Source organism: Klebsiella sp. K4, from assembly GCF_014596785.2.
GTDB lineage: Bacteria > Pseudomonadota > Gammaproteobacteria > Enterobacterales > Enterobacteriaceae > Klebsiella > Klebsiella pneumoniae.
The window spans coordinates 883,683-907,095 of record NZ_CP115021.1; the positions used below are offsets into that span (position 1 = coordinate 883,683).

General features: G+C 62.1%; 16 protein-coding genes. 13 read left to right on the forward strand and 3 right to left on the reverse strand.

Features of this window, described 5'->3' with window-relative positions; genetic code table 11:
• The first annotated feature begins 11 nt into the window (after positions 1 to 11).
• The 11 genes from ptsP (at position 12) to recD (ending at position 17,954) form a co-directional block, all read left to right on the forward strand.
• Positions 12 to 2,258: a phosphoenolpyruvate--protein phosphotransferase gene (gene ptsP, locus IB144_RS04410; protein WP_002915935.1), complete on the forward strand. Its 2,247-nt coding sequence runs from the start codon at positions 12 to 14 to the stop codon at positions 2,256 to 2,258.
• 245 nt (positions 2,259 to 2,503) lie between these two features.
• On the forward strand, positions 2,504 to 3,379 hold the full coding sequence (lgt, locus tag IB144_RS04415) for a prolipoprotein diacylglyceryl transferase (protein WP_002915934.1): 876 nt from the start codon (positions 2,504 to 2,506) through the stop codon (positions 3,377 to 3,379).
• A 6-nt stretch (positions 3,380 to 3,385) separates the two neighbouring features.
• Entirely contained in the window at positions 3,386 to 4,180 is a 795-nt protein-coding gene (gene thyA / locus IB144_RS04420) for a thymidylate synthase (protein ID WP_002915933.1), read from the forward strand.
• Between the two features lie 186 nt (positions 4,181 to 4,366).
• On the forward strand, positions 4,367 to 4,918 hold the full coding sequence (locus tag IB144_RS04425; protein WP_062921077.1) for a prepilin peptidase-dependent protein: 552 nt from the start codon (positions 4,367 to 4,369) through the stop codon (positions 4,916 to 4,918).
• Positions 4,915 to 5,472, forward strand: a complete 558-nt coding sequence (locus IB144_RS04430; RefSeq protein ID WP_062920468.1) for a prepilin peptidase-dependent protein — start codon at positions 4,915 to 4,917, stop codon at positions 5,470 to 5,472. Before IB144_RS04425 ends, IB144_RS04430 begins: the two co-directional genes overlap by 4 nt.
• The gene (locus IB144_RS04435) at positions 5,469 to 5,876 is read left to right on the forward strand and encodes a DUF2509 family protein (RefSeq protein WP_021312855.1); all 408 of its coding nucleotides are present in this window, start codon (positions 5,469 to 5,471) and stop codon (positions 5,874 to 5,876) included. The genes IB144_RS04430 and IB144_RS04435 overlap by 4 nt, the downstream gene beginning before the upstream one ends.
• Positions 5,861 to 6,184: a prepilin-type N-terminal cleavage/methylation domain-containing protein gene (locus tag IB144_RS04440; protein ID WP_002915888.1), complete on the forward strand. Its 324-nt coding sequence runs from the start codon at positions 5,861 to 5,863 to the stop codon at positions 6,182 to 6,184. The genes IB144_RS04435 and IB144_RS04440 overlap by 16 nt, the downstream gene beginning before the upstream one ends.
• Positions 6,185 to 6,196: 12 nt before the next feature.
• A complete protein-coding gene (recC, locus tag IB144_RS04445) occupies positions 6,197 to 9,574 on the forward strand; it encodes an exodeoxyribonuclease V subunit gamma (protein ID WP_040188336.1) in 3,378 nt (1,125 codons plus the stop codon).
• Between the two features lie 120 nt (positions 9,575 to 9,694).
• Positions 9,695 to 12,580: a pitrilysin gene (gene ptrA / locus IB144_RS04450; RefSeq protein ID WP_149358901.1), complete on the forward strand. Its 2,886-nt coding sequence runs from the start codon at positions 9,695 to 9,697 to the stop codon at positions 12,578 to 12,580.
• The gene (gene recB, locus IB144_RS04455; protein ID WP_062920471.1) at positions 12,577 to 16,113 is read left to right on the forward strand and encodes an exodeoxyribonuclease V subunit beta; all 3,537 of its coding nucleotides are present in this window, start codon (positions 12,577 to 12,579) and stop codon (positions 16,111 to 16,113) included. The genes ptrA and recB overlap by 4 nt, the downstream gene beginning before the upstream one ends.
• A complete protein-coding gene (recD, locus tag IB144_RS04460) occupies positions 16,110 to 17,954 on the forward strand; it encodes an exodeoxyribonuclease V subunit alpha (RefSeq protein WP_004149617.1) in 1,845 nt (614 codons plus the stop codon). The genes recB and recD overlap by 4 nt, the downstream gene beginning before the upstream one ends.
• A 57-nt stretch (positions 17,955 to 18,011) precedes the next feature.
• Here the strand turns inward: recD and IB144_RS04465 are convergent, their stop codons facing one another.
• Entirely contained in the window at positions 18,012 to 18,332 is a 321-nt protein-coding gene (locus tag IB144_RS04465; protein WP_021465743.1) for a hypothetical protein, read from the reverse strand.
• Positions 18,333 to 18,561: 229 nt separating this feature from the next.
• Positions 18,562 to 19,893 (reverse strand): amino-acid N-acetyltransferase, encoded by a 1,332-nt coding sequence (argA, locus tag IB144_RS04470; RefSeq protein ID WP_004149616.1) that lies wholly within the window; start codon positions 19,891 to 19,893, stop codon positions 18,562 to 18,564.
• Positions 19,894 to 20,120: 227 nt separating this feature from the next.
• On the opposite strand from argA, the gene amiC reads away from it, so the two are divergent.
• Positions 20,121 to 21,374, forward strand: a complete 1,254-nt coding sequence (gene amiC / locus IB144_RS04475) for an N-acetylmuramoyl-L-alanine amidase AmiC (RefSeq protein WP_004174538.1) — start codon at positions 20,121 to 20,123, stop codon at positions 21,372 to 21,374.
• A 17-nt stretch (positions 21,375 to 21,391) separates the two neighbouring features.
• Positions 21,392 to 22,468, forward strand: coding sequence for a threonine-phosphate decarboxylase CobD (gene cobD / locus IB144_RS04480; RefSeq protein WP_021312851.1), 1,077 nt, complete (start codon positions 21,392 to 21,394; stop codon positions 22,466 to 22,468).
• A 3-nt stretch (positions 22,469 to 22,471) separates the two neighbouring features.
• On the opposite strand, the gene IB144_RS04485 is transcribed toward cobD, so the two are convergent.
• Complete coding sequence (locus IB144_RS04485) at positions 22,472 to 23,338, reverse strand: L-threonine kinase (RefSeq protein ID WP_004193729.1); 867 nt, start codon at positions 23,336 to 23,338, stop codon at positions 22,472 to 22,474.
• Positions 23,339 to 23,413: the final 75 nt, after the last annotated feature.

Here is a 23,413-nt window from a genome sequence, read left to right on the forward strand (position 1 = left end):
CCACGCACATTATGCTCACTCGGTTGCGAGAAATAGTCGAGAAGGTCGCGAGCGCGCCGCGTTTAAACGAGGCGCTGGATATTCTGGTGACGGATGTCTGCCAGGCGATGGAGACGGAAGTCTGCTCGGTTTACCTGGCTGACAATGACCGACGCTGCTATTACCTGATGGCCACCCGCGGGTTAAAAAAACCTCGCGGGCGCACCGTTGCGCTGGCGTTCGATGAAGGCCTGGTGGGGCTGGTTGGCCGCCTGGCGGAACCCATCAACCTCGCCGATGCGCAAAAACACCCCAGCTTCAAATATATCCCCGCCGTCAAAGAGGACCGCTTCCGCGCCTTCCTTGGCGTGCCGATCATTCAGCGCCGCCAGCTGCTGGGCGTGCTGGTGGTCCAGCAGCGCGAGCTGCGTCAGTTTGATGAAAGCGAAGAGTCTTTCCTCGTCACCCTCGCCACCCAGATGGCGGCGATCCTCTCCCAGTCCCAGCTGAACGCCCTGTTCGGCCAGTATCGTCAAACGCGCATTCGCGCTCTGCCGGCCTCTTCCGGGGTGGCGATCGCCGAGGGCTGGATGGACGTCAGCCTGCCGCTGATGGAGCAGGTGTATGAAGCCTCGACGCTGGACACCGCCTCGGAACGCGAACGCCTGACCGGTGCGCTGGAAGAGGCGGCCAACGAGTTTCGTCGCTACAGCAAACGCTACGCCGCCGGGGCGCAAAAAGAGACGGCGGCGATCTTCGATCTCTACTCGCACCTGCTCTCCGACGCCCGCCTGCGTCGCGAGCTGTTTGCCGAAGTTGACAAAGGCGCCGTCGCCGAGTGGGCCGTCAAAAAGATCATTGAGAAGTTCGCCGAACAGTTTGCCGCGCTGAGCGACGGCTATTTGAAAGAGCGGGCCGGCGATCTGCGTACCCTGGGCCAGCGTCTGCTGTTCCATCTCGACGACAGTATTCAGGGGCCCAACACCTGGCCGGCGCGCATTATCCTCGTGGCGGACGAGCTGTCGGCCACCACCCTCGCCGAAGTGCCGCAGGATCGCCTGGCCGGCGTGGTGGTGCGCGATGGCGCCGCCAACTCCCATGCCGCTATTATGGTGCGGGCCCTCGGCATCCCAACGGTGATGGGCGCCGATATTCAGCCCTCGCTGCTGCATGGCCATACGCTGATTGTCGATGGCTATCGCGGTGAACTGCTGGTGGATCCTGAACCTGTCCTGTTGCAGGAGTATCAGCGCCTTATCAGCGAAGAGAACGAACTCAGCCGCCTGGCGGAGGACGATCTCCAGCGCGCGTCGGAGCTGAAAAGCGGCGAGCGGGTGAAAGTCATGCTCAACGCCGGCTTAAGCCCGGAGCACGAAGAGAAGCTCGGCAGCTTTGTTGACGGCATTGGCCTCTACCGCACCGAAATTCCCTTTATGCTGCAGAGCGGCTTCCCCTCAGAAGAGGAGCAGGTCGCCCAGTATCAGGGCATGCTGCAGATGTTTAACAGCAAACCGGTGACCCTGCGTACCCTGGACATCGGCGCGGATAAACAACTGCCGTATATGCCGATCAGCGAAGAGAACCCGTGCCTCGGCTGGCGCGGGATCCGCATCACCCTCGATCAGCCGGAGATCTTTTTGATCCAGGTGCGGGCGATGCTGCGCGCCAACGCCGCCACCGGCAACCTCAGCATTTTGCTGCCGATGGTGACCAGTCTGGAGGAGGTGGATGAGGCCCGTCGGCTGATCGATCGCGCCAGCCGGGAAGTGGAAGAGATGATCGGCTACGCCATCCCACGTCCGCGCCTGGGGGTGATGCTGGAGGTCCCGTCGATGGTCTTTATGCTGCCGCAGCTGGCCAGCCGGATCGATTTTATCTCGGTAGGGACGAACGACCTGACCCAGTACCTGCTGGCCGTCGACCGCAACAATACCCGGGTCGCCAGCATGTATGACAGCCTGCATCCTGCGGTATTGCGGGCGCTGGCGATGATCGCCCATGACGCGGAGCGCTTTGGCATCGATCTGCGCCTGTGCGGCGAGATGGCGGGCGACCCGATGTGCGTGACGATCCTTATCGGCCTCGGTTACCGCCATCTGTCGATGAACGGCCGCTCGGTGGCGAGGGTGAAGTATCTGCTGCGCCGCATTGATATCGAAGAGGCGCAGGAGCTGTCGCGTCGCAGCCTCGATGCGCAGATGACCGCCGAGGTGCGCCATCAGGTGGCGGCCTTTATGGAGCGTCGCGGTCTCGGCGGCCTGATCCGCGGCGGGCGGTAGCGCCAGCCCGGGTGAGGCGTAAGCCGTAACCCGGGGATCCTCTGCTCGCACCCTCCGGCAAAGTAGGGTACCGCCGGGAAAACGGCATTCTGTTAGCATCCGTATACATATCTTTTACACGTTCGGCGCGGATCGCTCTTGTGGCTTATGCTATGATTCGCCTCCTTCGGCGTGCCCGTTTTGTTCGGGTATGGATCATCACCGCTGTCCACTTTCGGCGGAATAACAAGTCTTTATGGTGACAGATGAATAGTGGCTACCTGCATTTTCCGGAGTTCGATCCGGTCATTTTTTCTCTAGGCCCGGTCTCCCTCCACTGGTACGGTTTGATGTACCTGGTGGGCTTTGTCTTTGCGATGTGGCTGGCCACCCGTCGGGCGAATCGTCCGGGCAGCGGCTGGACGAAAAATGAAGTGGAAAACCTGCTCTACGCGGGCTTCCTCGGCGTCTTCCTGGGCGGTCGTATCGGCTACGTGCTGTTTTACAACCTGCCGGTATTTCTTGCCGATCCGCTGTATCTGTTCCGCGTCTGGGACGGCGGCATGTCGTTCCACGGCGGCCTGATCGGCGTGATCCTGGTGATGATTATCTTCGCCAGACGCACCAAACGCACCTTCTTCCAGGTCTCCGATTTTATCGCGCCGCTGATCCCGTTTGGTCTTGGCGCCGGGCGTCTGGGCAACTTTATCAACGGCGAGCTGTGGGGCCGCGTAGACCCGAGCTTCCACTACACGATGATTTTCCCGGGCTCCCGTGCCGAAGACCTGGCGCTGCTGCCGACGCATCCGGAATGGCAATCGCTGTTCGATACCTACGGCGCGCTGCCGCGTCACGCGTCGCAGCTGTACGAGCTGGCGCTGGAAGGCGTGGTACTGTTCCTGATCCTCAACCTGTTTATCCGTAAACCGCGCCCGACCGGCTCCGTTTCCGGTCTGTTCCTGATTGGCTACGGCCTGTTCCGCATCATCGTGGAATTCTTCCGCCAGCCCGACGCCCAGTTCACCGGCGGCTGGGTGCAGTACATCAGTATGGGGCAGATTCTTTCGATCCCGATGGTGCTTGCGGGTATCATTATGATGGTTTGGGCTTACCGCCACCGTCCGCAGCAACAGAATTCTTGAGGAACCATGAAACAGTATCTTGATTTGATGCAGAAAGTGCTCACCGAGGGCACGCCAAAAAATGACCGCACCGGCACTGGCACGATCTCCATTTTCGGCCATCAGATGCGTTTTAACCTGCAGGAAGGCTTCCCGCTGGTGACCACCAAGCGCTGTCATTTACGCTCCATCATCCATGAACTGCTGTGGTTCCTGCAGGGCGACACCAACATCGCCTATCTGCATGAGAACAACGTCACCATCTGGGACGAGTGGGCGGATGAGAATGGCGACCTGGGGCCGGTCTACGGCAAACAGTGGCGTTCCTGGCCTGCGCCGGACGGCCGCCATATCGACCAGATCAGCACGGTGATGAACCAGCTGAAAAACGACCCGGACTCCCGCCGGATCATCGTCTCGGCATGGAACGTCGGCGAGCTGGATAAAATGGCGCTGGCGCCGTGCCACGCCTTCTTCCAGTTCTACGTCGCCGACGGCAAGCTCTCCTGCCAGCTGTATCAGCGTTCCTGCGATGTGTTCCTCGGCCTGCCGTTCAATATCGCCAGCTATGCGCTGCTGGTGCATATGGTGGCGCAGCAGTGCGATCTGCAGGTCGGTGATTTCGTCTGGACCGGCGGAGACACCCATCTGTACAGCAACCATCTTGAGCAGACCAACCTGCAGCTAAGCCGCGAACCGCGTCCGCTGCCGAAGCTGGTCATCAAACGCAAGCCGGCGTCGATCTTCGACTACCGCTTTGAAGACTTCGAGATTGAAGGTTACGATCCGCACCCGGGCATTAAAGCGCCGGTGGCGATTTAACCCCCCAGCAGAGATGACTAACCGGCGCCCGATGGCGCCGGTTTTTTTATGCCCTTTACACCCCATCCCGATGGGGGGATCTCCCTTGCCACAGGGACAAGGTCGTTTCCACCCGCCCCAGGTCACAGGCGGTTGCGGTAGGCGAAGTTGGATAGACGTTCGCAAAAAAATGTTCTGCTGGTGGTAATACAAACCTTTTTTGCGTATCTGGCCGGGAAAGCTATTTTCCGTCATCGCGTCAGGACCAATCGCCGCGGCATACTCAACGCCATGAACAGAGAACATGGCTATACCCTGATGGAAACCCTGGTAACGCTGACGTTAATGATGATCCTCAGCGTCGGCGGCCTGTACGGCTGGCAGCGCTGGCAGCAACAGCAACGACTGTGGCAAACCGCCGTCCAGGTACGGGATTTTCTGGTCTTTCTGCGCGATGACACCAACGCGTACAACCGTGACCGTGTGCTTCGCGTCGGCCAGGACGAGGCGGGCTGGTGCCTGAGCGCGCAGGGGGAAGGGGCGGACTGCACCGCCGGGTCGGCCTTCACGCTGCGTCCGCGCTGGCCGGGGATCACGCTGGTCGGTGTTACGCCTGGTCTGGGGTTTTATGGTCTGCGCAGCACCGCCTGGGCGGGGAATCTGCGGCTGCAGAGCGCGGCCGGCAGCTGGAGCATCGTGATCTCACACTGGGGGCGGATTCGTTTATGCCGCAGCGACAGCGCAGGGGGATGTCAGTGAACAGTCGCGGATTTTCCCTGGCGGAGGCGCTTATCGCCATGGCCATCGGCTCGCTGCTGCTGATGGGAGCCTGCCGCTTTCTGCCTGCTCTGCAGCGCCATATTCTGCGCCAGGGCGAACAGCTGGCCCTGGAGAACGAGCTGTGGCAGCGCGTGCATGCCGTGGGAAAACATCTCCAGCGCGCCGGGTACTGCCGGGGAGCGTGCGGCGGAGCCGGGCTGGAGCTAGCCGCTGGCGGCGAGTGTCTGATTGTGCGCTGGGATGCGAACAGCAACGGGAGATGGGAAACCTCCCCCGCGGCAGCGGCGGAGAGCACCGGCTTTCGCCTGCGCGACGGCGCGCTGGAGACCCTGCGCGGGGCCAGCGACTGCAGCGGCGGCGGATGGGAGAAAATCACCAACCCGGCCGCCATCGTGGTGACGCGCTTCTCGGTACAACGTCAGGTCACCCCGGGCTTCGCGCCGGAGCTGAGCGTGACGCTGGCGGCGCGCTCCGCGCAACAGACGGGCCTGACGAGCGAGGTTGAGCAGCGGGTGACGGGGTATAACCTGTGATCCGCCAGCGTGGAATGTCGTCGCTGCTGATGGTGCTCCTGTTGCTGACCCTCGGCAGCCTGTTACTCGAGGGGCTTAACCTGCAGCAGCGGGCGCTGCTGGCGCAAACCGCCAGCGAAACGCAAGCGATCCGCGATACGGCGATAGCCCATTCCGCGCTGCAGTGGGGAAAACAGCAGGTCTGGTCGGCGCAGGTGGCGCTGGCCTGCCGGGAGCAGGCGCCGCAGGGCTGGCGCGCCTGTCTGCGTATCTTCGGCGACGGTTCACTGCTGCTCAGCAGCGCCAGCGGCGAGGTGCAGGTCTGGCAGTCCGGCGAGGTGCGCGGCGGGCAGGTGCGTTTTTCCGCCCACGGCTGGAGCGATTTTTGCCCGCTCAGGGAGGCGAGCTTATGTCAAATGCCCTGAAGCGTCAGCGGGGGTTTAGCCTGCCGGAGACCGTGCTGGCGATGGCGCTGATGGTGCTGACGGTCACCGCGCTGGGCGGCTATCAGCGCGGAATGGCGCAAGGAATTGTCCAGTTGAACCAGACCCGTCAACTGTGGCGCGACGCGTGGCGCTATAGCCAGCTCTCCGCGCCGCCGTCGCCGGCACGCGGGCAGGTAAGCCGTATGCAGACATCGAGGCAAAGATGTGTCAGCATCACGGTAACGATCAGTAGACCCGTTGCAAAGCGGGTGCAGATGACCCGGCTGCATTGCCCGGTCAGCCAGTAGTCAGGAGCAATTATGTTAAGGGTATACCACTCAAACCGGCTGGATGTTCTCGAGGCGTTGATGGAGTTTATCGTCGAGCGCCAGCGGCTGGATGACCCTTTTCAGGCCGAAATGGTGCTGGTGCAGAGTACCGGCATGGCGCAGTGGCTGCAGATGACCCTGGCCGCGCGCTTCGGGATTGCCGCCAATATCGAGTTCCCGCTGCCGGCGAGCTTTATCTGGGATATGTTCGTGCGCGTCCTGAAAGATATTCCGGGCGAAAGCGCCTTCAGCAAGCAGAGCATGAGCTGGAAGCTGATGACCCTCCTGCCGCAGCACCTGGAGGAAGACGATTTTATCCTGCTGCGCCAGTATCTGAGCGATGACGGCGACAAGCGCAAGCTGTTTCAGCTGGCCGCCCGGGTGGCGGACCTCTATGACCAGTACCTCGTCTATCGCCCGGAGTGGCTGATGCGCTGGGAGGCCGGCCAGCGGGTGGAAGGTCTCGGCGATGCCCAGCAGTGGCAGGCGCCGCTGTGGCAGGCGCTGGTGAGCTATACCGCCGAGCTGGGGCAGCCGCAGTGGCACCGCGCCAATCTCTACCAGCGCTTTATCAGTACCCTGGAAAAAGCGGACGAACCGCCCGCCGGGCTGCCGTCGCGCGTCTTCATCTGCGGGATTTCCGCGCTGCCGCCGGTCTATCTTCAGGCGCTGCAGGCGCTGGGTAAGCATGTCGATGTCTATGTCTTGTTTACCAACCCCTGCCGCTACTACTGGGGAGATATTAAGGATCCGGCGTTTCTGGCGAAGCTGCTGTCGCGTCAGCGGCGCCATCACCGCGAGGCGCGCGCGCTACCTCTGTTTCGCGACACCGAGCAGGCGCCGGGGTTGTTTAATGACGCCGGGGAACAGGATGTCGGCAACCCGTTGCTCGCCTCCTGGGGCAAACTGGGGCGCGACTATATCTACCTGCTGGCAGGGCTGGAGCGCTATGAGGAGCTGGACGCTTTTGTCGACATCGCCCCCGATAACCTGTTGCATAACCTGCAATCGGATATCCTCGAACTGCGCAACGCGGCGGTGGCCGGGCAGAGCGCGGAGGCATTCGCCCACAGTCGCGACAAACGTCCGCTGACGCTGGATGACCGCAGTCTGAGCATTCACGTCTGCCACAGTCCGCAGCGCGAAGTGGAGGTTCTGCACGATAGGCTACTGGCGATGCTGGAGGCGGATCCGACGCTCACGCCGCGGGATATCATCGTCATGGTGGCGGATATCGACAGCTACAGCCCCTATATACAGGCGGTGTTTGGCGCCGCCAGCGGCGATCGCTGGCTGCCGTGGGCGATCTCCGACCGTCGCGCCCGAGAGTCGCACCCGGTGCTGCAGGCGTTTATCACGCTGCTCTCGCTGCCGGACAGCCGCTTCGCCAGTGAAGATGTGCTGGCGCTGCTGGACGTCCCGGTGCTGGCGGCGCGCTTTAATATCACGGAAGAAGGGCTGCGCTATCTGCGCCAGTGGGTGAACGAGTCCGGCGTCCGCTGGGGAATGGATGACGACAACGTCCGTGAGCTGGACCTGCCGGCGACCGGGCAGCATACCTGGCGGTTCGGCCTCACCCGCATGCTGTTGGGCTACGCGATGGACAGCCGCGAAGGAGAATGGCAGTCGGTGCTGCCGTATGACGAATCCAGCGGTTTGATCGCCGAGCTGGTGGGCAACCTCGCGTCGCTGCTGATGCAGCTTAATCTGTGGCGACGCGGCCTGGCCCAGCAGCGGCCGCTGGCGGAGTGGCTGCCGGTCTGTCGCGATCTGCTGAATGACTTTTTCCTGCCGGACAGCGAGACCGAAGCGGCGCTGGCGCTGATTGAGCAGCAGTGGCTGGCGGTTATTGATAGCGGTCTGGAGGCGCAGTATGGCGAGCAGGTGCCGCTGACGCTGCTGCGCGATGAGCTGGCCCAGCGCCTCGATCAGCAGCGGATCAGCCAGCGCTTTCTTGCCGGCCCGGTCAATATCTGTACCCTGATGCCGATGCGTTCGATCCCCTTTAAGGTGGTGTGCCTGCTGGGGATGAATGACGGGGTTTATCCGCGCACGCTACCGCCGCTGGGCTTTGATTTAATGAGCCAGAAGCCGCAGCGCGGCGACCGCAGCCGGCGCGATGATGACCGCTATCTGTTCCTCGAAGCGCTGATGTCCGCCGAGCAGACGCTGTATATCAGCTATATCGGCCGTTCGATACAGGACAACAGCGAGCGTTTTCCTTCGGTGCTGGTGCAGGAGCTGGTGGATTATATCGGCCAGAGCCACTGTCTCGCCGGTGACGAAGAGCTTGACTGCGACGCCAGCGAAGCGCGGGTTAAAGCCCACATCACCCATCTGCATACGCGCATGCCGTTCGACGTAGCCAATTTCCAGGAAGACGAGAACAAGAGCTACGCTCGTGAATGGCTGGCGGCCGCCGGCCAGCAGGGAGAGGCGCATAGCGATTTTATACAGCCGCTCACCGCGCCGCCGATTGACAGCCTGCCGTTCGATCAGCTCCTGCGCTTCTGGCAGCACCCGGTACGCGCGTTCTTTCAGCAGCGTTTGCGGGTCAATTTCCGCGCCGAAGAGGACGATATTCCAGACGACGAGCCGTTCACTCTTGAAGGGCTGAGCCGTTATCAACTGAATCAGCAACTGCTCAATACGCTTATTGAGGAGCAGGACGTCTCGGCTATGTTCCGCCGCTTTCGCGCCGCCGGCGAGCTGCCGTATGGCGCCTTTGGCGAGCTGGTCTGGGAGACGCAGCGCCTGGAGATGCAGGCGCTGGCCGAGCGGGTGATGGCCGAGCGCCAGCAGGCGCAGAGCATGGAGATCGATCTGCGGTGCGGCGGCGTGAACCTGACCGGCTGGCTGCAGCAGGTGCAGCCGGACGGTCTGCTGCGCTGGCGGCCTTCGCTGCTGAGCGTCTCCCAGGGGATGCAACTTTGGCTGGAACACCTTGTCTACTGCGCCAGCGGCGGCACCGGCGAGAGCCGGCTGTTTGTGCGGAAAGAGGGAGAGTGGCGCTTTCCGGCGCTGGCGCCCGCCGAGGCGCAGGCGTACCTTAACGAGCTGGTGGATGGCTATTTGCTGGGGATGTCGCAGCCGCTGCTGCTGCTGCCGGAAAGCGGTGGCGCCTGGCTGAAAGCCTGTTACGACGCCGAAAAGGATGTCATCTTAATGGACGAAGAGACGCAGCAGAAAGCGCGGAGCAAATTCCTGCAGACCTACGAAGGGAACATGGTGGTCAGCGGGGAGGGCGCCGATATCTGGTATCAACGCCTGTGGCGTTCGCTGGAGCCGGCGCATTACGAAGAAATCATTGCCCAGACGCAGCGTTATCTGTTACCGCTATATCGTTACCATCGGTCCACACAAATTTAAATAGTATAAAAATTGCGCAGTGAATGGCGGTTCATTTAATATGCGCAACGTATCACGGACTGATGGACATAAAAGGCTGCACGCTGTGCAGCGCAAGTTTGTTAATGATGAGGTTCGTGAATGCCCCGCAGTTTATGGTTCAAGGTTTTTGTTGTGCTGGCCGCCCTCTGGGCGCCGTTTAGTCAGGCCGACACCGGATGGCAGCCGATTCAGGAGACGATCCGCAAAAGCGAAAAAGATACGCGTCAGTATCAGGCGATCCGCCTTGATAACGACATGGTCGTGCTGCTGGTTTCCGATCCGCAGGCGGTGAAATCGCTGTCGGCGCTGGTGGTGCCGGTGGGATCCCTGCAGGATCCGGCAGATCATCAGGGGCTGGCGCATTTTCTGGAACATATGACGCTGATGGGGTCGCAAAAATATCCCCAGCCTGACAGCCTTGCAGAGTTTCTTAAGCTGCACGGCGGCAGCCATAACGCCAGTACCGCGCCCTACCGCACCGCGTTTTATCTTGAAGTGGAAAATGATGCGCTGGACGGGGCCGTAGATCGCCTGGCCGACGCCATCGCCGCGCCGCTGCTGGATAAAAAATATGCCGACCGCGAACGTAACGCGGTCAACGCCGAGCTGACGATGGCCCGGACGCGAGACGGGATGCGCATGGCCCAGGTCAGCGCGGAGACCATCAACCCGGCTCACCCGGCGGCCCACTTCTCGGGTGGCAACCTCGAGACGCTCAGCGATAAGCCCGGCAGCCCGGTGCTTGATGCGCTGCACACCTTCCGCGATAGCTGGTACTCCGCCAATCTGATGAAAGCGGTGATCTACAGCAACAAGCCGTTGCCGGCGCTGGCGCGCATGGCTGCGGACACCTTTGGCCGCGTGCCGAATCGTCAGATCAGCAGGCCGGAAATTACCGTCCCGGTGGTCACGGATGCGCAAAAAGGCATCATTATTCACTATGTGCCGGCGATGCCGCGTAAAGTGCTGCGCGTCGAGTTTCGCATCGACAACAACAGCGATCGCTTCCGCAGCAAAACCGATGAGCTGGTCACCTATCTTATCGGCAACCGCAGCCCGGGCACGCTCTCTGACTGGTTGCAAAAACAGGGTCTGGCGGAAGGTATCCGCGCCGATTCCGATCCGGTGGTAAACGGCAACAGCGGCGTACTGGCGATCTCAGCCACCCTCACCGACAAAGGCCTGGCGCACCGCGATGAAGTGACGGCGGCCATTTTCAGCTACCTCGACCTCCTGCGTACTCAGGGCATCGACAAACGCTATTTCGACGAACTGGCGCATGTGCTGGCGCTCGATTTCCGCTATCCGTCGATCAACCGCGACATGGACTACGTGGAATGGCTGGCGGACACCATGATCCGGGTGCCGGTCGAGCATGCGCTGGACGTGGTGAATATTGCCGACCAGTACGACCCGCAGGCGATCAAAGACCGGCTGGCGATGATGACCCCGCAGAACGCCCGTATCTGGTATATCAGCCCCCAGGAGCCGCATAACAAGACGGCCTACTTTGTCGATGCGCCGTATCAGGTGGATAAGATTAGCGAGCAGACGTTCGCTGACTGGCAGCACAAATCGCAGGCCATCCAGCTGCAGCTGCCGGCGCTCAACCCCTATATTCCGGATGACTTCACCCTTATCAAAAGCGATAAAGCCTGGCCGCATCCGCAGCTGATCCTGGATGAACCGACGCTGCGGGTGGTGTATGCCCCGAGCCAGTATTTTGCCAGCGAGCCGAAGGCGGACATCTCCCTGGTGCTGCGTAACCCTCAGGCGATGGACAGCGCTCGCCGGCAGGTGATGTTTGCCCTCAACGATTATCTCGCCGGCATCGCCCTCGACCAGCTCAGTAACCAGGCGGCGGTCGGCGGCATTTCGTTCTCTACCGGCGCTAATAACGGATTAATGGTCAATGCCAACGGCTATACCCAGCATCTTCCGGGGCTGTTCAGCGATCTGCTGCAGGGATACTTCAGCTATACGCCGACCGAGGAGCAGCTGGAGCAGGCCAAATCCTGGTATGCACAGATGATGGATTCCGCCGAGAAAGGCAAAGCCTACGATCAGGCGATAATGCCGATCCAGATGGTCTCGCAGGTGCCGTACTTCCAGCGCGAAGTGCGCCGGGCGCTGCTGCCCTCCATCACTCTTAAAGAGGTGCTCGACTACCGCGCCAACCTGAAAACCAGGGGGCGTCCTGAACTGATGGTGATCGGCAATATGACCGCCGATGCCGCCACGACCCTGGCCCGCCAGATCCAGCAGCAGCTGGGCGCCGACGGCAACGAATGGTGCCGTAATAAAGACGTGGTGGTGAACCGGCAGCAGCTGGCGATCTTCAACAAAGCGGGCAACAGCACCGACTCCGCGCTGGCCGCGGTGTTCGCGCCGCCCAATGTGGATGAGTTCAGCAGCACCGCCGCCAGCACCCTGCTGGGACAGATTATTCAGCCGTGGTTCTACAACCAGCTGCGTACCGAAGAGCAGCTCGGCTACGCGGTCTTTGCCTTCCCGATGAACGTGGGGCGACAGTGGGGCATGGGCTTCCTGCTGCAGAGTAGCGATAAGCAGCCGGCCTTCCTCTGGCAGCGGTTCCAGGCCTTCTTCCCCACCGCGGAGGCGAAGCTGCGGGCGATGAAGCCGGAAGAGTTTGCCCAGCTCCAGCAGGCGGTGATAAGCCAGATGCTGCAGACGCCGCAGACGCTGGGCGATGAAGCCTCGAAACTGAGCAAAGATTTCGATCGCGGTAATATGCGTTTTGATTCACGTGATAAAGTAGTGGCTCAGATTAAACTGCTGACGCCGCAAAAACTTGCCGACTTCTTCCATCAGACGGTGGTGGATCCGCAGGGCATGACGATCTTGTCCCAGATTTCCGGTAGCCAGAATGGCAAAGCGGACTATGCCCAGCCGAAAGGCGGCAAAGTGTGGGAAAACGTCAGCGCATTGCAGCAATCCTTACCCCTGATGCGAGAGAATGAATGACCGACACCGCTGAGTCTTTGGATCCCCTGCGCTTGCCCCTGATCGGCGAGCGCCTGATAGAAGCCTCTGCGGGCACCGGAAAAACCTTTACCATCGCCGCGCTGTATCTGCGGCTGCTGTTGGGGCTGGGCGGTGAGGCCGCCTATCCCCGCGCCATCAGCGTTGAAGAACTGCTGGTGGTGACCTTTACCGAGGCGGCGACCGAAGAGCTGCGCGGCCGTATCCGCAGCAACATCCACGAACTGCGCATCGCCTGCCTGCGCGGCGAATCCGACAATCCGCTCTACAGCGCGTTGTTGGCGGAGATCGCCGATAAAGATGACGCTGCGAAGACGCTGCTGCTGGCTGAACGGCAGATGGACGAGGCGGCGGTATTCACCATCCACGGCTTTTGCCAACGGATGCTGAGCCTTAACGCCTTCGAGTCGGGCATGCTGTTCGAGCAACAGCTGATCGAGGATGAATCCCGCCTGCGCTATCAGGCCTGCGCCGATTTCTGGCGCCGCCACTGCTATCCCCTGACCCGCGATATCGCGGCGGTGATCCACGACGTCTGGAAAGGGCCGCGCGATCTGCTGAAGTCCCTTGACCGCTGGCTGCAGGGCGAAGCGCCGCAGCTTAAGTCGCCGCCAGCCCCTAACGAGACGCTGGCCGAACGCCATCAGCAGATCATCGCCCGCATTGACTCGCTCAAGCAGCAGTGGCGCGAGCAGGTGGGCGAGATCGAAGGCGTGCTGGAAAATTCCGGCCTTGACCGGCGGAAGTTTAATCGCGGCAACCAGGGCAAGTGGATGGAGAAAGTGAACGCCTGGGCGCAGGAAGAGACGTTAAGCTACCAACTGCCCGACGCGCTGGAGAAATTTGCCCAGTCGTTTCTGCTCGAGCGCACCAAAGCCGGTGGCGAACCGCCGGTGCATCCCCTGTTTAGCGCCGTAGAGTCGTTGCTGGCCTCCTCGCTGACGCTCACCGATCTGGTGCTGGCGAGAGCGATGGTCGAGATCCGCGATGCGGTCGCCCGCGAAAAGCGCCGCCGCGGCGAGCTGGGGTTTGACGATATGCTCAGCCGGCTTGACGAGGCGCTGCGCGGCGACAGCGGCGAGACGCTGGCCAGCGCCATTCGCCAGCGTTTTCCGGTGGCGATGATCGATGAATTTCAGGACACCGACCCTCAGCAGTACCGGATTTTTCGCCGCATCTGGCGCCGGCAGCCGGAGACGGCTCTGCTGCTGATCGGCGATCCGAAGCAGGCCATCTACGCCTTTCGCGGCGCCGATATCTTTACCTATATGAAAGCGCGCGGCGACGTTGCCGCGCACTACACCCTCGATACCAACTGGCGCTCCTCGCCGGGCATGGTGGGCAGCGTCAATCGGCTGTTCAGCCTCAGCGATAACCCCTTCATGTTCCACGAGATCCCGTTCCTGCCGGTGAAGGCGGCGGCGAAGAACAAGGGGCTGCGCTTTACCGTTGACGCGGCGGACGTACCGGCGATGAACGTCTGGCTGATGCCCGGCGACACTGTCGGGTCTGGCGATTATCAGACCTTTATGGCGCAGCTCTGCGCCACGCAGATCCGCGACTGGCTGAGCGCCGGTCAGCGGGGGCGCGCGCTGCTGTGGCGCGGGGAAACCTCGCGCCCGGTACAGGCTTCGGATATTACCGTGCTGGTGCGCAACCGGCTGGAGGCGGCGCAGGTGCGTGAAGCGCTGCAGACGCTGGGTATTCCCTCGGTCTACCTCTCCAACCGCGACAGCGTTTTTGAGACGCTGGAGGCCCAGGAGCTGCTCTGGCTATTGCAGGCGGTGCTGGCCCCGGAGCGGGAAAATACCCTGCGCAGCGCGCTGGCGACGTCGATGTTTGGCCTGACCGCGCTGGATATTGAAAACCTGAACCAGGATGAGCAGGCGTGGGACGCGCTGGTGGAAGAGTTCAGCGAATACCGCCAGATTTGGCGGCAGCGCGGAGTGATGCCGATGCTGCGGGCGTTGATGACAGCCCGACATATCGCCGAGAATCTGCTGGCGACCCGCGGCGGCGAGCGGCGCTTAACCGACATTCTGCACATCAGCGAACTGCTGCAGGAGGCGGCCAGCCAGCTGGAAAGCGAGCATGCCCTTGTGCGCTGGCTGGCGCAGCATATCGCCGAGCCGGACAGCAACGCCGCCAGCCAGCAGATGCGTCTCGAAAGCGATAAGCACTTGGTGCAAATTGTCACTATTCACAAGTCAAAAGGGCTGGAATACCCCCTGGTCTGGCTGCCGTTTATCGCACGGTTTCGTAAACAGGACCAGGCGTTTTACCACGATCGCGAGACGTTCGCGGCGGTGCTGGATTTGGGCCAGGATGAGGCCAGCCTCGAGCTGGCGGAGGCGGAACGACTGGCGGAAGATCTGCGCCTGCTGTACGTGGCCCTGACCCGCGCGGTCTGGCACTGCAGCCTCGGCGTGGCGCCGCTCAGCAGCCGGAAATCCGGCAACAGCGATTTCCACCTCAGCGCGCTGGGGCGGCTGCTGCAGGCGGGCGAAGCCATGGACGCCGCCGGGCTGGCTGCGCGGCTGGCAGACTTCTGTCATGGCGATATTGCATTACAGATTCCGGGCGAACTGGATCTCACCCCGTGGCAGGCGCCCGCGGCGACCATCCCGCGATTGTCGGCGCGCGAGCTGCAGCGCCGCATCGCCGACGACTGGCGGGTGACCAGTTACTCCGGACTGCAGCAGCATGGTTTCAGCGGCGGGCAGGATTTGCTGCCGCGTCTGGATGTTGATGCCGCCGGCGTCGGCGAAGTCGTGGAAGAGCCGCAGCTGACTCCGCACCAGTTCCCGCGCGGCGCCGCGCCGGGGACCTTCCTGCACAGCCTGTTTGAGGAGCTGGACTTCACCCAGCCGGTGCCGGAAGGGTGGATGGCGGAGAAGCTGCAGCTGAGCGGGTTTGACGCGCAGTGGGCGCCGGTGCTGACCGACTGGCTGGGGGGCGTGCTGAAGACCCGCCTGCCGGGGCCGGATATCGCGCTCAATCAGCTTGCGGCGCGGGATAAACAGGTGGAGATGGCATTTTACCTGCCCATCGCCCAGCTGCTGACGGCGGAGTGCCTTGACGCGCTTATCCGCCAGTACGATCCCCTCTCTGCCGACACGCCGCCGCTGGATTTCCGCCAGGTGCGCGGCATGCTGAAGGGCTTTATCGATCTGGTCTTCCGTCACGAAGGCCGTTATTACCTGCTGGATTACAAATCCAACTGGCTGGGGGAAGATCGCGAGGCCTACACCCGGCCGGCGATGGAGCAGGCGATGCGTGCCCACCGCTACGATCTACAGTATCAGCTGTATAGCCTGGCGCTGCACCGCTATCTGCGCCACCGGCTGGCCGATTATGACTATGACCGCCACTTCGGCGGCGTGATTTATCTTTTCCTGCGCGGCATGGACGGGCAGGAGGGGGGGCAGGGGATCTTCACCACCCGGCCGGTGCGACCGCTGATTGACGGTCTGGATCAGCTTTTTGCCGGAGAAACTCAGGAGGAGGCCTCATGACTTTCGAACAACTACTGCTGGCGGCGGTGGAGCAGCGTCTGCTGCGGCCGCTGGACGTCCAGTTTGCCCTGATGGTGGCGCAAAACGACCCGCCGGCGGTCAAGCTGGCGGCGGCCTTGCTGAGCCGGGATGCCGGCGAGGGGCACGTCTGTCTGCCGCTCTCGCGGTTGAGCGGCGACGAGGCGCTGAGCGGTAAAGCCGGGGAGATCCGCGATCGGCTGCTGGCCGAAGCCGGCGCGCCGGAGGACTGGCCCGCACTGCTGCTCGCTTCGTCGGCGGTGAGCTGCGGCGATGCTCCGGCGCCGATGATTTTGTGCGGCGACCGGCTCTATCTCAACCGGATGTGGCGCAACGAGCTGACCGTCGCCCGCTTCTTCAATGAAGCCAACCGGGTGCTGGAGATGGATGAGGCCCGGCTGGCGTCAACCCTGAATGCCCTGTTCCCTGCCACCGGCGAAACCGACTGGCAAAAAGTGGCCGCGGCGGTGGCGCTGACCCGCCGCATCTCAGTGATCTCCGGCGGTCCCGGGACCGGGAAGACCACCACCGTGGCGAAGCTTCTGGCGGCGCTGATCCAGATCGAAGATAGTCCGCGCTGTCGTATTCGCCTGGCGGCGCCAACCGGGAAAGCGGCGGCGCGTCTGACCGAATCGCTGGGCGCGGCGCTGAGAAAATTGCCGCTGACCGACGCGCAGAAAGCGTTGATTCCCACCGAGGCCAGCACGCTGCATCGTCTGCTGGGCGCCCAGCCAGGCAGCCAGCGGATGCGCTATCACGCCGGCAACCCGCTGCATCTGGACGTGCTGGTGGTGGATGAAGCCTCGATGATCGACCTGCCGATGATGTCGCGGCTTATCGACGCGCTGCCGGCCCACGGGCGGGTGATTTTCCTCGGCGATCGCGACCAGCTGGCCTCCGTAGAAGCGGGGGCGGTGCTGGGGGATATCTGCGCCTGGGCGAGTTCGGGCTATACCGCCGCGCGGGCGCAGGAGCTGACCCGGCTGACCGGTTCGCCGGTGCCGGCGGGCGAGGGGGCTATCGCGGGCGCGCTGAGAGACAGTTTGTGCCTGCTGCAAAAGAGCTATCGCTTCGGCAGTCACTCCGGCATCGGGAGCCTGGCGCGGGCGGTGAACGCTGGCGCGCGCGCGGAGGTGAAGGCCACGCTGCGCCAGCCGTTTGACGATATCGCGCTTCATCCCCTCAGCACGACCGAAGAGTACGAAGCCATGCTCGGCGCGGCTCAGCAGGGCTATGAGCGCTACCTGCAGTTGCGCCGCGAGCGGGCCGAACCGCAGGCCATGCTGGCCGCTTTCAGCGAATTCCAGCTGCTGTGCGCGCTGCGCGAGGGGCCGTATGGCGTGAGCGGCGTCAATGAGCGGCTGGAGCAGCGCCTCAACCGCCAGCGGGCGATCGCCCTGCCGCGCCACTCTCGCTGGTATGACGGCCGACCGATCATGATATCGCGCAACGACAGCGCGCTGGGGCTGTTTAACGGCGATATCGGCATCGCCCTGGAGCGCAACGGCGAGCTGCGGGTGTGGTTCCTGATGCCCGACGGCGCCATCAAGTCGGTGCAGCCGAGCCGTCTGCCGGAGCATGACACCGCCTGGGCGATGACCGTGCATAAATCGCAGGGCTCGGAGTTCGAACACGCGGCGCTGATCCTGCCGGCGCGCAGCGTCCCGCTGGTGACCCGCGAACTGGTCTACACGGCGATCACCCGCGCGAAACGGCGGTTGTCGCTCTATGCCGACGAGCAGGTGCTCTCCCAGGCCATTGTGACGCGCACCGAACGGCGCAGCGGCCTGGCGGAGATTTTCGCCGGGCGCGAAGCCCCCTGAGACGCCGGGTCCGGGCGATGGAAAATGCTGCAGCCGTTGCCCGGGCTGGCGGAAAAATCAGTAACTGAAGAACAGAGGGATAAGCCAGAGCGCCGAGATCGAGTTCATGGTGAAAAAGCGGACTGCTGCGCCGCCGGTCAGCGGTGGGGTGGAACAGCGGGCACAAAAAATCACCAGCGAGGAGATGAGAAGATTCATGCCGGACGTCAGGGCCAGCAGAAATAATATCGCGATGGCGGCGCCGAGCGCGGCATAGCCATGCTGATGATGGCGCTGGTTATCCCAGAGGAGCAGTATCATCAGCAACCACGGATAGAGGGCGACCGCGGTGGTGATGAGATTAATATGTCTGACCAGCCAGTTCGGTTTGGGTTCCATTCTTTAAGCGATCCTTACAGGGCGGGTGGCGGCCGCGGCGCCAGTCGACGTCCTGTCGACAGCCAATAGCATATCGGTGAGCCAGCGAGAAAGAAATGGCCTGCGCGGAAACCAGGAATTTCGCCCGCGTGCGTACGCCAGGCTGGCGGGAAGAGGGGTGGGAGACCGGCCGGGGATAAAGCGATAAGCGTCGCGCTATCCCGGGCCGTTAGATAGAGAGGAGAAGGGCTTAAGCGAGGTCGGCCATCAGCACCTTCGACCGGCGCTGATAGTTATACATCTGCTTTTTACTCTCCGGCAGCAGGTCGATATCCACCGGCGTGAAGCCGCGCTCCTGGAACCAGTGGATGCTGCGGGTGGTTAACACGAACAGCTTGCTCAGTCCCATCTGCCTGGCCTGAGCGGCAATACGCTCCAGCAGCACCTCTCCCCGCGACGAGCTCCGGTAATCCGGATGCACCGCCACGCAGGCCATTTCGCCGATCTTCTCTTCCGGGAAAGGATAGAGGGCGGCGCAGGCGATGGTGGTGTTATCGCGCTGAATAATGGTGAATTTGTCGATCTCCATCTCCAGCTGTTCGCGGGAACGGCGTACCAGAATGCCCTGCTGCTCGAGCGGGCTTATCAGCTCAAGAATACCGCCGATATCATTGATGGTCGCCCGACGGATCTGCTCCGCGCTCTCCATGACGATCTGGGTGCCGATGCCGTCGCGTGAAAACAGCTCCTGCAGCAGCGCGCCATTTTCCTGATAGCTGATCAGGTGGCAGCGCCGTACGCCGCTGCGGCAGGCCTTCACCGCCCCGCGCAGGAAGCGCACGGTGCCGGAGTTATAGTCTTCGTCTGCTTCCAGCTCTTCGACGCGGGCTTGCGCCTCATTAGGGAACAGTTCGGAGACAATTTCCCCGGCCTGGTTGTAAACCCCTTGCGACGAACAGAAGCCGATCATTTTCTCCGCCTTCAGCTTGATGGCCAGCTGGGTAGCGATCTCTTCCGAAGTCAGGTTAAAGCTCTCGCCGGTGACCGACACCGCGACCGGCCCCATCAGGACAATGGCGCCGCTGTCGAGCTGACGATGAATCGCCTCTTCGTCAATGCGGCGAATGCGTCCGCTGTGGCAATAATCGACGCCGTCATCGACGCCCAGCGGCTGGGCAATGATAAAGTTGCCGCTGACAACGTTGATATGGGCCCCCTGCAGCGGGGTGTTGTTGAGGCTCATCGACAGACGGGCGGTGATCTCCAGCTGCAGCATCCCCGCCGCCTGCTTAACCAGCTCCAGCGTTTTGGCGTCAGTCACTCGCGTCTGCTTGTGATAGACCGGCTCGTGATGGTGCTCGGCGAGGTTAGCGTCAATCTGCGGGCGGGCGCCATAGACCACCACCAGGCGAATGCCCAGGCTATGCAATAATCCTATGTCATTGACAATATTTGAGAAATTTTCATGCTCAATGGCTTCGCCGCCCAGCATGATGACAAACGTTTTTCCCCGATGGGCATTAATATAGGGAACAGAATGGCGGAATCCTTCTACCAGTTCAGTGCGACGTTCCTTCACCATGACAAACCCTCAATGCATGATTATTCGTAATTATTGTATTTTTATTCTGTTTTGCCGTTAAACGCAAGCCCCAATTTGAGGCTAAGCCGCGAAAAACATGTGACCCGGCGCAGGGTGTCAATGAATGTTTACCCTTTTATAGATGACAGGTTATATGCCTTTCGTTAAAGTTTCTGGTCAATCTGTTTGTTTTGGGTATAAATGCGTTTTTATTGCTTGGGAGTGGCATGTCGGGAAACAACTCTGGATTAAGCCGTCGCCGTTTATTGCAGGGGGCGGGCGCCATGTGGTTAATGAGCGTGAGCCCTGTTGGGCTGGCCGCCGCCGCGCGGGTGGTCGCTGTTCGCGTCTGGCCAGCATCGACCTACACCCGCGTCACGGTGGAATCGAATCATGTGCTGAAATACCGGCAGTTTGCCCTCAGTAATCCGGAACGGGTAGTGGTCGATCTGGAGGGGGTTAACCTGAACTCGGTACTGAAGGGCATGGGGGGCCAGATCCGCGCTGACGATCCCTTTATTAAGTCCGCCCGGGTGGGCCAGTTTGATCCGCAAACCGTGCGCATGGTCTTCGAACTCAAGCAGAACGTTAAGCCGCAGCTGTTTGCCCTCGCGCCGGTGGCCGGCTTTAAAGAGCGTCTGGTGATGGATCTCTACCCCGCCAACGCTACCGATGTTCAGGATCCGCTGCTGGCGCTGCTCGAGGATTACAACAAAGGCGATCTGGAGCGGCAGGTGCCGCCGGCGCAAAGCGGGCCGCAGCCGGGCAAAGCCGGGCGCGACCGGCCGATTGTCATCATGCTCGATCCCGGGCACGGCGGCGAAGACTCCGGTGCCGTGGGGAAGTATCGCACCCGCGAGAAAGATGTGGTGCTACAGATCGCCCGTCGCCTGCGGGCGCTGATCGACAAAGAAGGCAATATGAAGGCCTATATGACCCGCAACGAAGACGTGTTTATCCCGTTGAAAGTGCGTGTCGCCAAGGCGCAGAAGCAGCGCGCCGACCTGTTCGTGTCGATTCACGCCGACGCCTTTACCAGCCGCCAGCCCAGCGGCTCTTCGGTGTTTGCCCTCTCCACCAAGGGGGCCACCAGTACCGCGGCAAAATATCTCGCCCAGACGCAGAACGCCTCGGATCTGATCGGTGGGGTCAGCAAGAGCGGCGACCGCTATGTCGACCACACCATGTTCGATATGGTGCAGTCCCTCACCATCGCCGACAGCCTCAAATTCGGAAAGGCGGTGCTGGAGAAAATGGGCAATATCAATAATTTGCACAAGAATCGGGTAGAGCAGGCGGGCTTTGCGGTACTGAAGGCGCCTGATATCCCCTCCATTCTGGTGGAGACGGCGTTTATCAGTAACGTCGAAGAAGAGCGGAAACTGAAAACGGCCAAATTCCAGCAGGAGGTGGCCGAGTCGATCCTCGCCGGGATTAAAGCCTACTTCGCCGACGGCGCGACGCTGGCCCGCCGCGGATAACCACACAGGAAAGGGACATGGCCTTACTGAAAAGCGCCCATGGCGGCAATATCCGCGAGGCCGCCGCCCTGCTGGGCATAGCCCCCGGCGAGCTGCTGGATTTTAGCGCCAACATCAATCCGCTGGGGATGCCTGCCTCGCTCAGGCAGGCGATCGTTGACAACCCAGGCTGCGCCGAACGCTACCCTGACGTCGAGTATCAACAGCTGCATCAGGCGCTGGCTGCCCACCATCAGTTGCCGGCGGCGCATATCCTCGCCGGCAACGGCGAAACTGAATCGATCTTCACCCTCGTCCACGGCCTTAAGCCGCGGCGGGCGATGATCGTCATTCCCGGTTTTGCGGAGTACCGGCGGGCGCTGCAGACGGTGGACTGCGAGGTGGTGGAGTATACCCTGCGGGAGCGCGATGGCTGGCAGCTGACCGACGCGATCCTCGATGCCCTGACTCCGGCGCTGGACTGCCTGTTTCTCTGTACCCCGAACAACCCCACCGGCCTGCTGCCGGAGCGGGGCCTGCTGGAAGCCATTGCGCAGCGCTGCCGGGCGCTGAACATCAGCCTGATCCTCGATGAGGCCTTCCTCGACTTTATCCCCGACCAGCCGGGGTTTATTCCTCTGCTGGCGCAGCATCCGCACGTCTGGGTTTTGCGATCGCTGACCAAATTTTATGCCATTCCGGGGCTGCGTCTCGGCTACCTGCTGAACGCTGATGCCCAGGCGGTGGCCCGACTGCGCGCGCGACAAATGCCGTGGTCCATCAACGCCTATGCCGCCCTGGCCGGGGAAATTATTCTCCAGGATCGGGCGTATCAGCGGGCCACCTGGCAGTGGCTGCAGGAGGAGGGAGCGCGTTTCTATGCGCAGCTGCAGGAGATGGCCGGGCTGACCGTGTGGCCCGGGCGTGCTAACTACCTGTTCTTGCGCTGCGACAGAGCCGATTTTGACCTGCAATATGCCCTGCTGCGCCAGCATGTGCTGATCCGCAGCTGCGCCAACTACCCGGGGCTGGATAGCCGCTATTTCCGGGTGGCGATCCGCAGCGCCGAGGAAAACGACCAGCTGCTGGCGGCGTTGCGCCGGGTGCTGGCCTGAGGCCTACTGCAGGATGACGCCCCCGGGCACCATTGCCAACAGATGCTGCTGCGGCCAGTGGGCGGCGATGTCGCTGTCTGCCAGCCGCCATTGCAGAAATTCGACGTCATGCCGACGGCGGTCCAGTAGCAGGCCGACGACGCTGCCGCTGTGCGCCACGTTGAGACCATAGAGCCCTGCGCTTTCCACCAGGTCCAGCAGCGCGTCAAACCCCGGCTTAGGCAACAGCTGCTGGCTGGCAATGGCGCTGATGGTCGCTGCTTCGCCCAGCAGCTGCGGGTTGCCGCAGTGGCAGGCCTGTTGAACTTTCTCCCACGCCAGCTGCAGCCGGGAGGCGTTTGCCAACAGGCCCGGCTCGCGCGGCAGCTGGTGATAGTCGGTGGTGCGCAGCGTCAGCGGGCTCTCCAGCACTAACAGGTCGAGCGCCGGCGGAGGGGGACAGGCGATTTGCGTGGCGGCGGTATTATGGTCGAACAGCGTCAGCTGGCGAAACAGGGTGCTGTCGGTGGGCTCCAGCGCGACGCACAGGCGCGCCAGCGTCGGCTCATCCAGTAGATGGCCCAGATGATGGGCGGTGGCGACGGCGGTGGCAGCGATATCGGCGGTGCTGCTGGCCATCCCTTTGGCCACCGGGATCGTTGAGTGCAGGGTGATGCGGATCTGCTGGCTCAGCGCTGGGGGGTAGCCCCAGTGGGCCAGCAGCTGGTCGACCATCGCCCGCGACAGCGGCCGCTCGTCTTTTCGCGGTACCCCGGTCTCGACCTCGACGGTGCTGTACCAGTCCACCGGACAGGAGACCAGCTTTTCGCTGCCGAGGATCCAGCCCTGGATAAGTTCTCCGCACGAGGCGGGACATTGTGCAACAGCCACGTTTTCACCTTTCCGCTTACCTTCGCCAGGGCGCATAGTGGCATGGCGACCCGCCGGTTACCATGATTCTCCGCA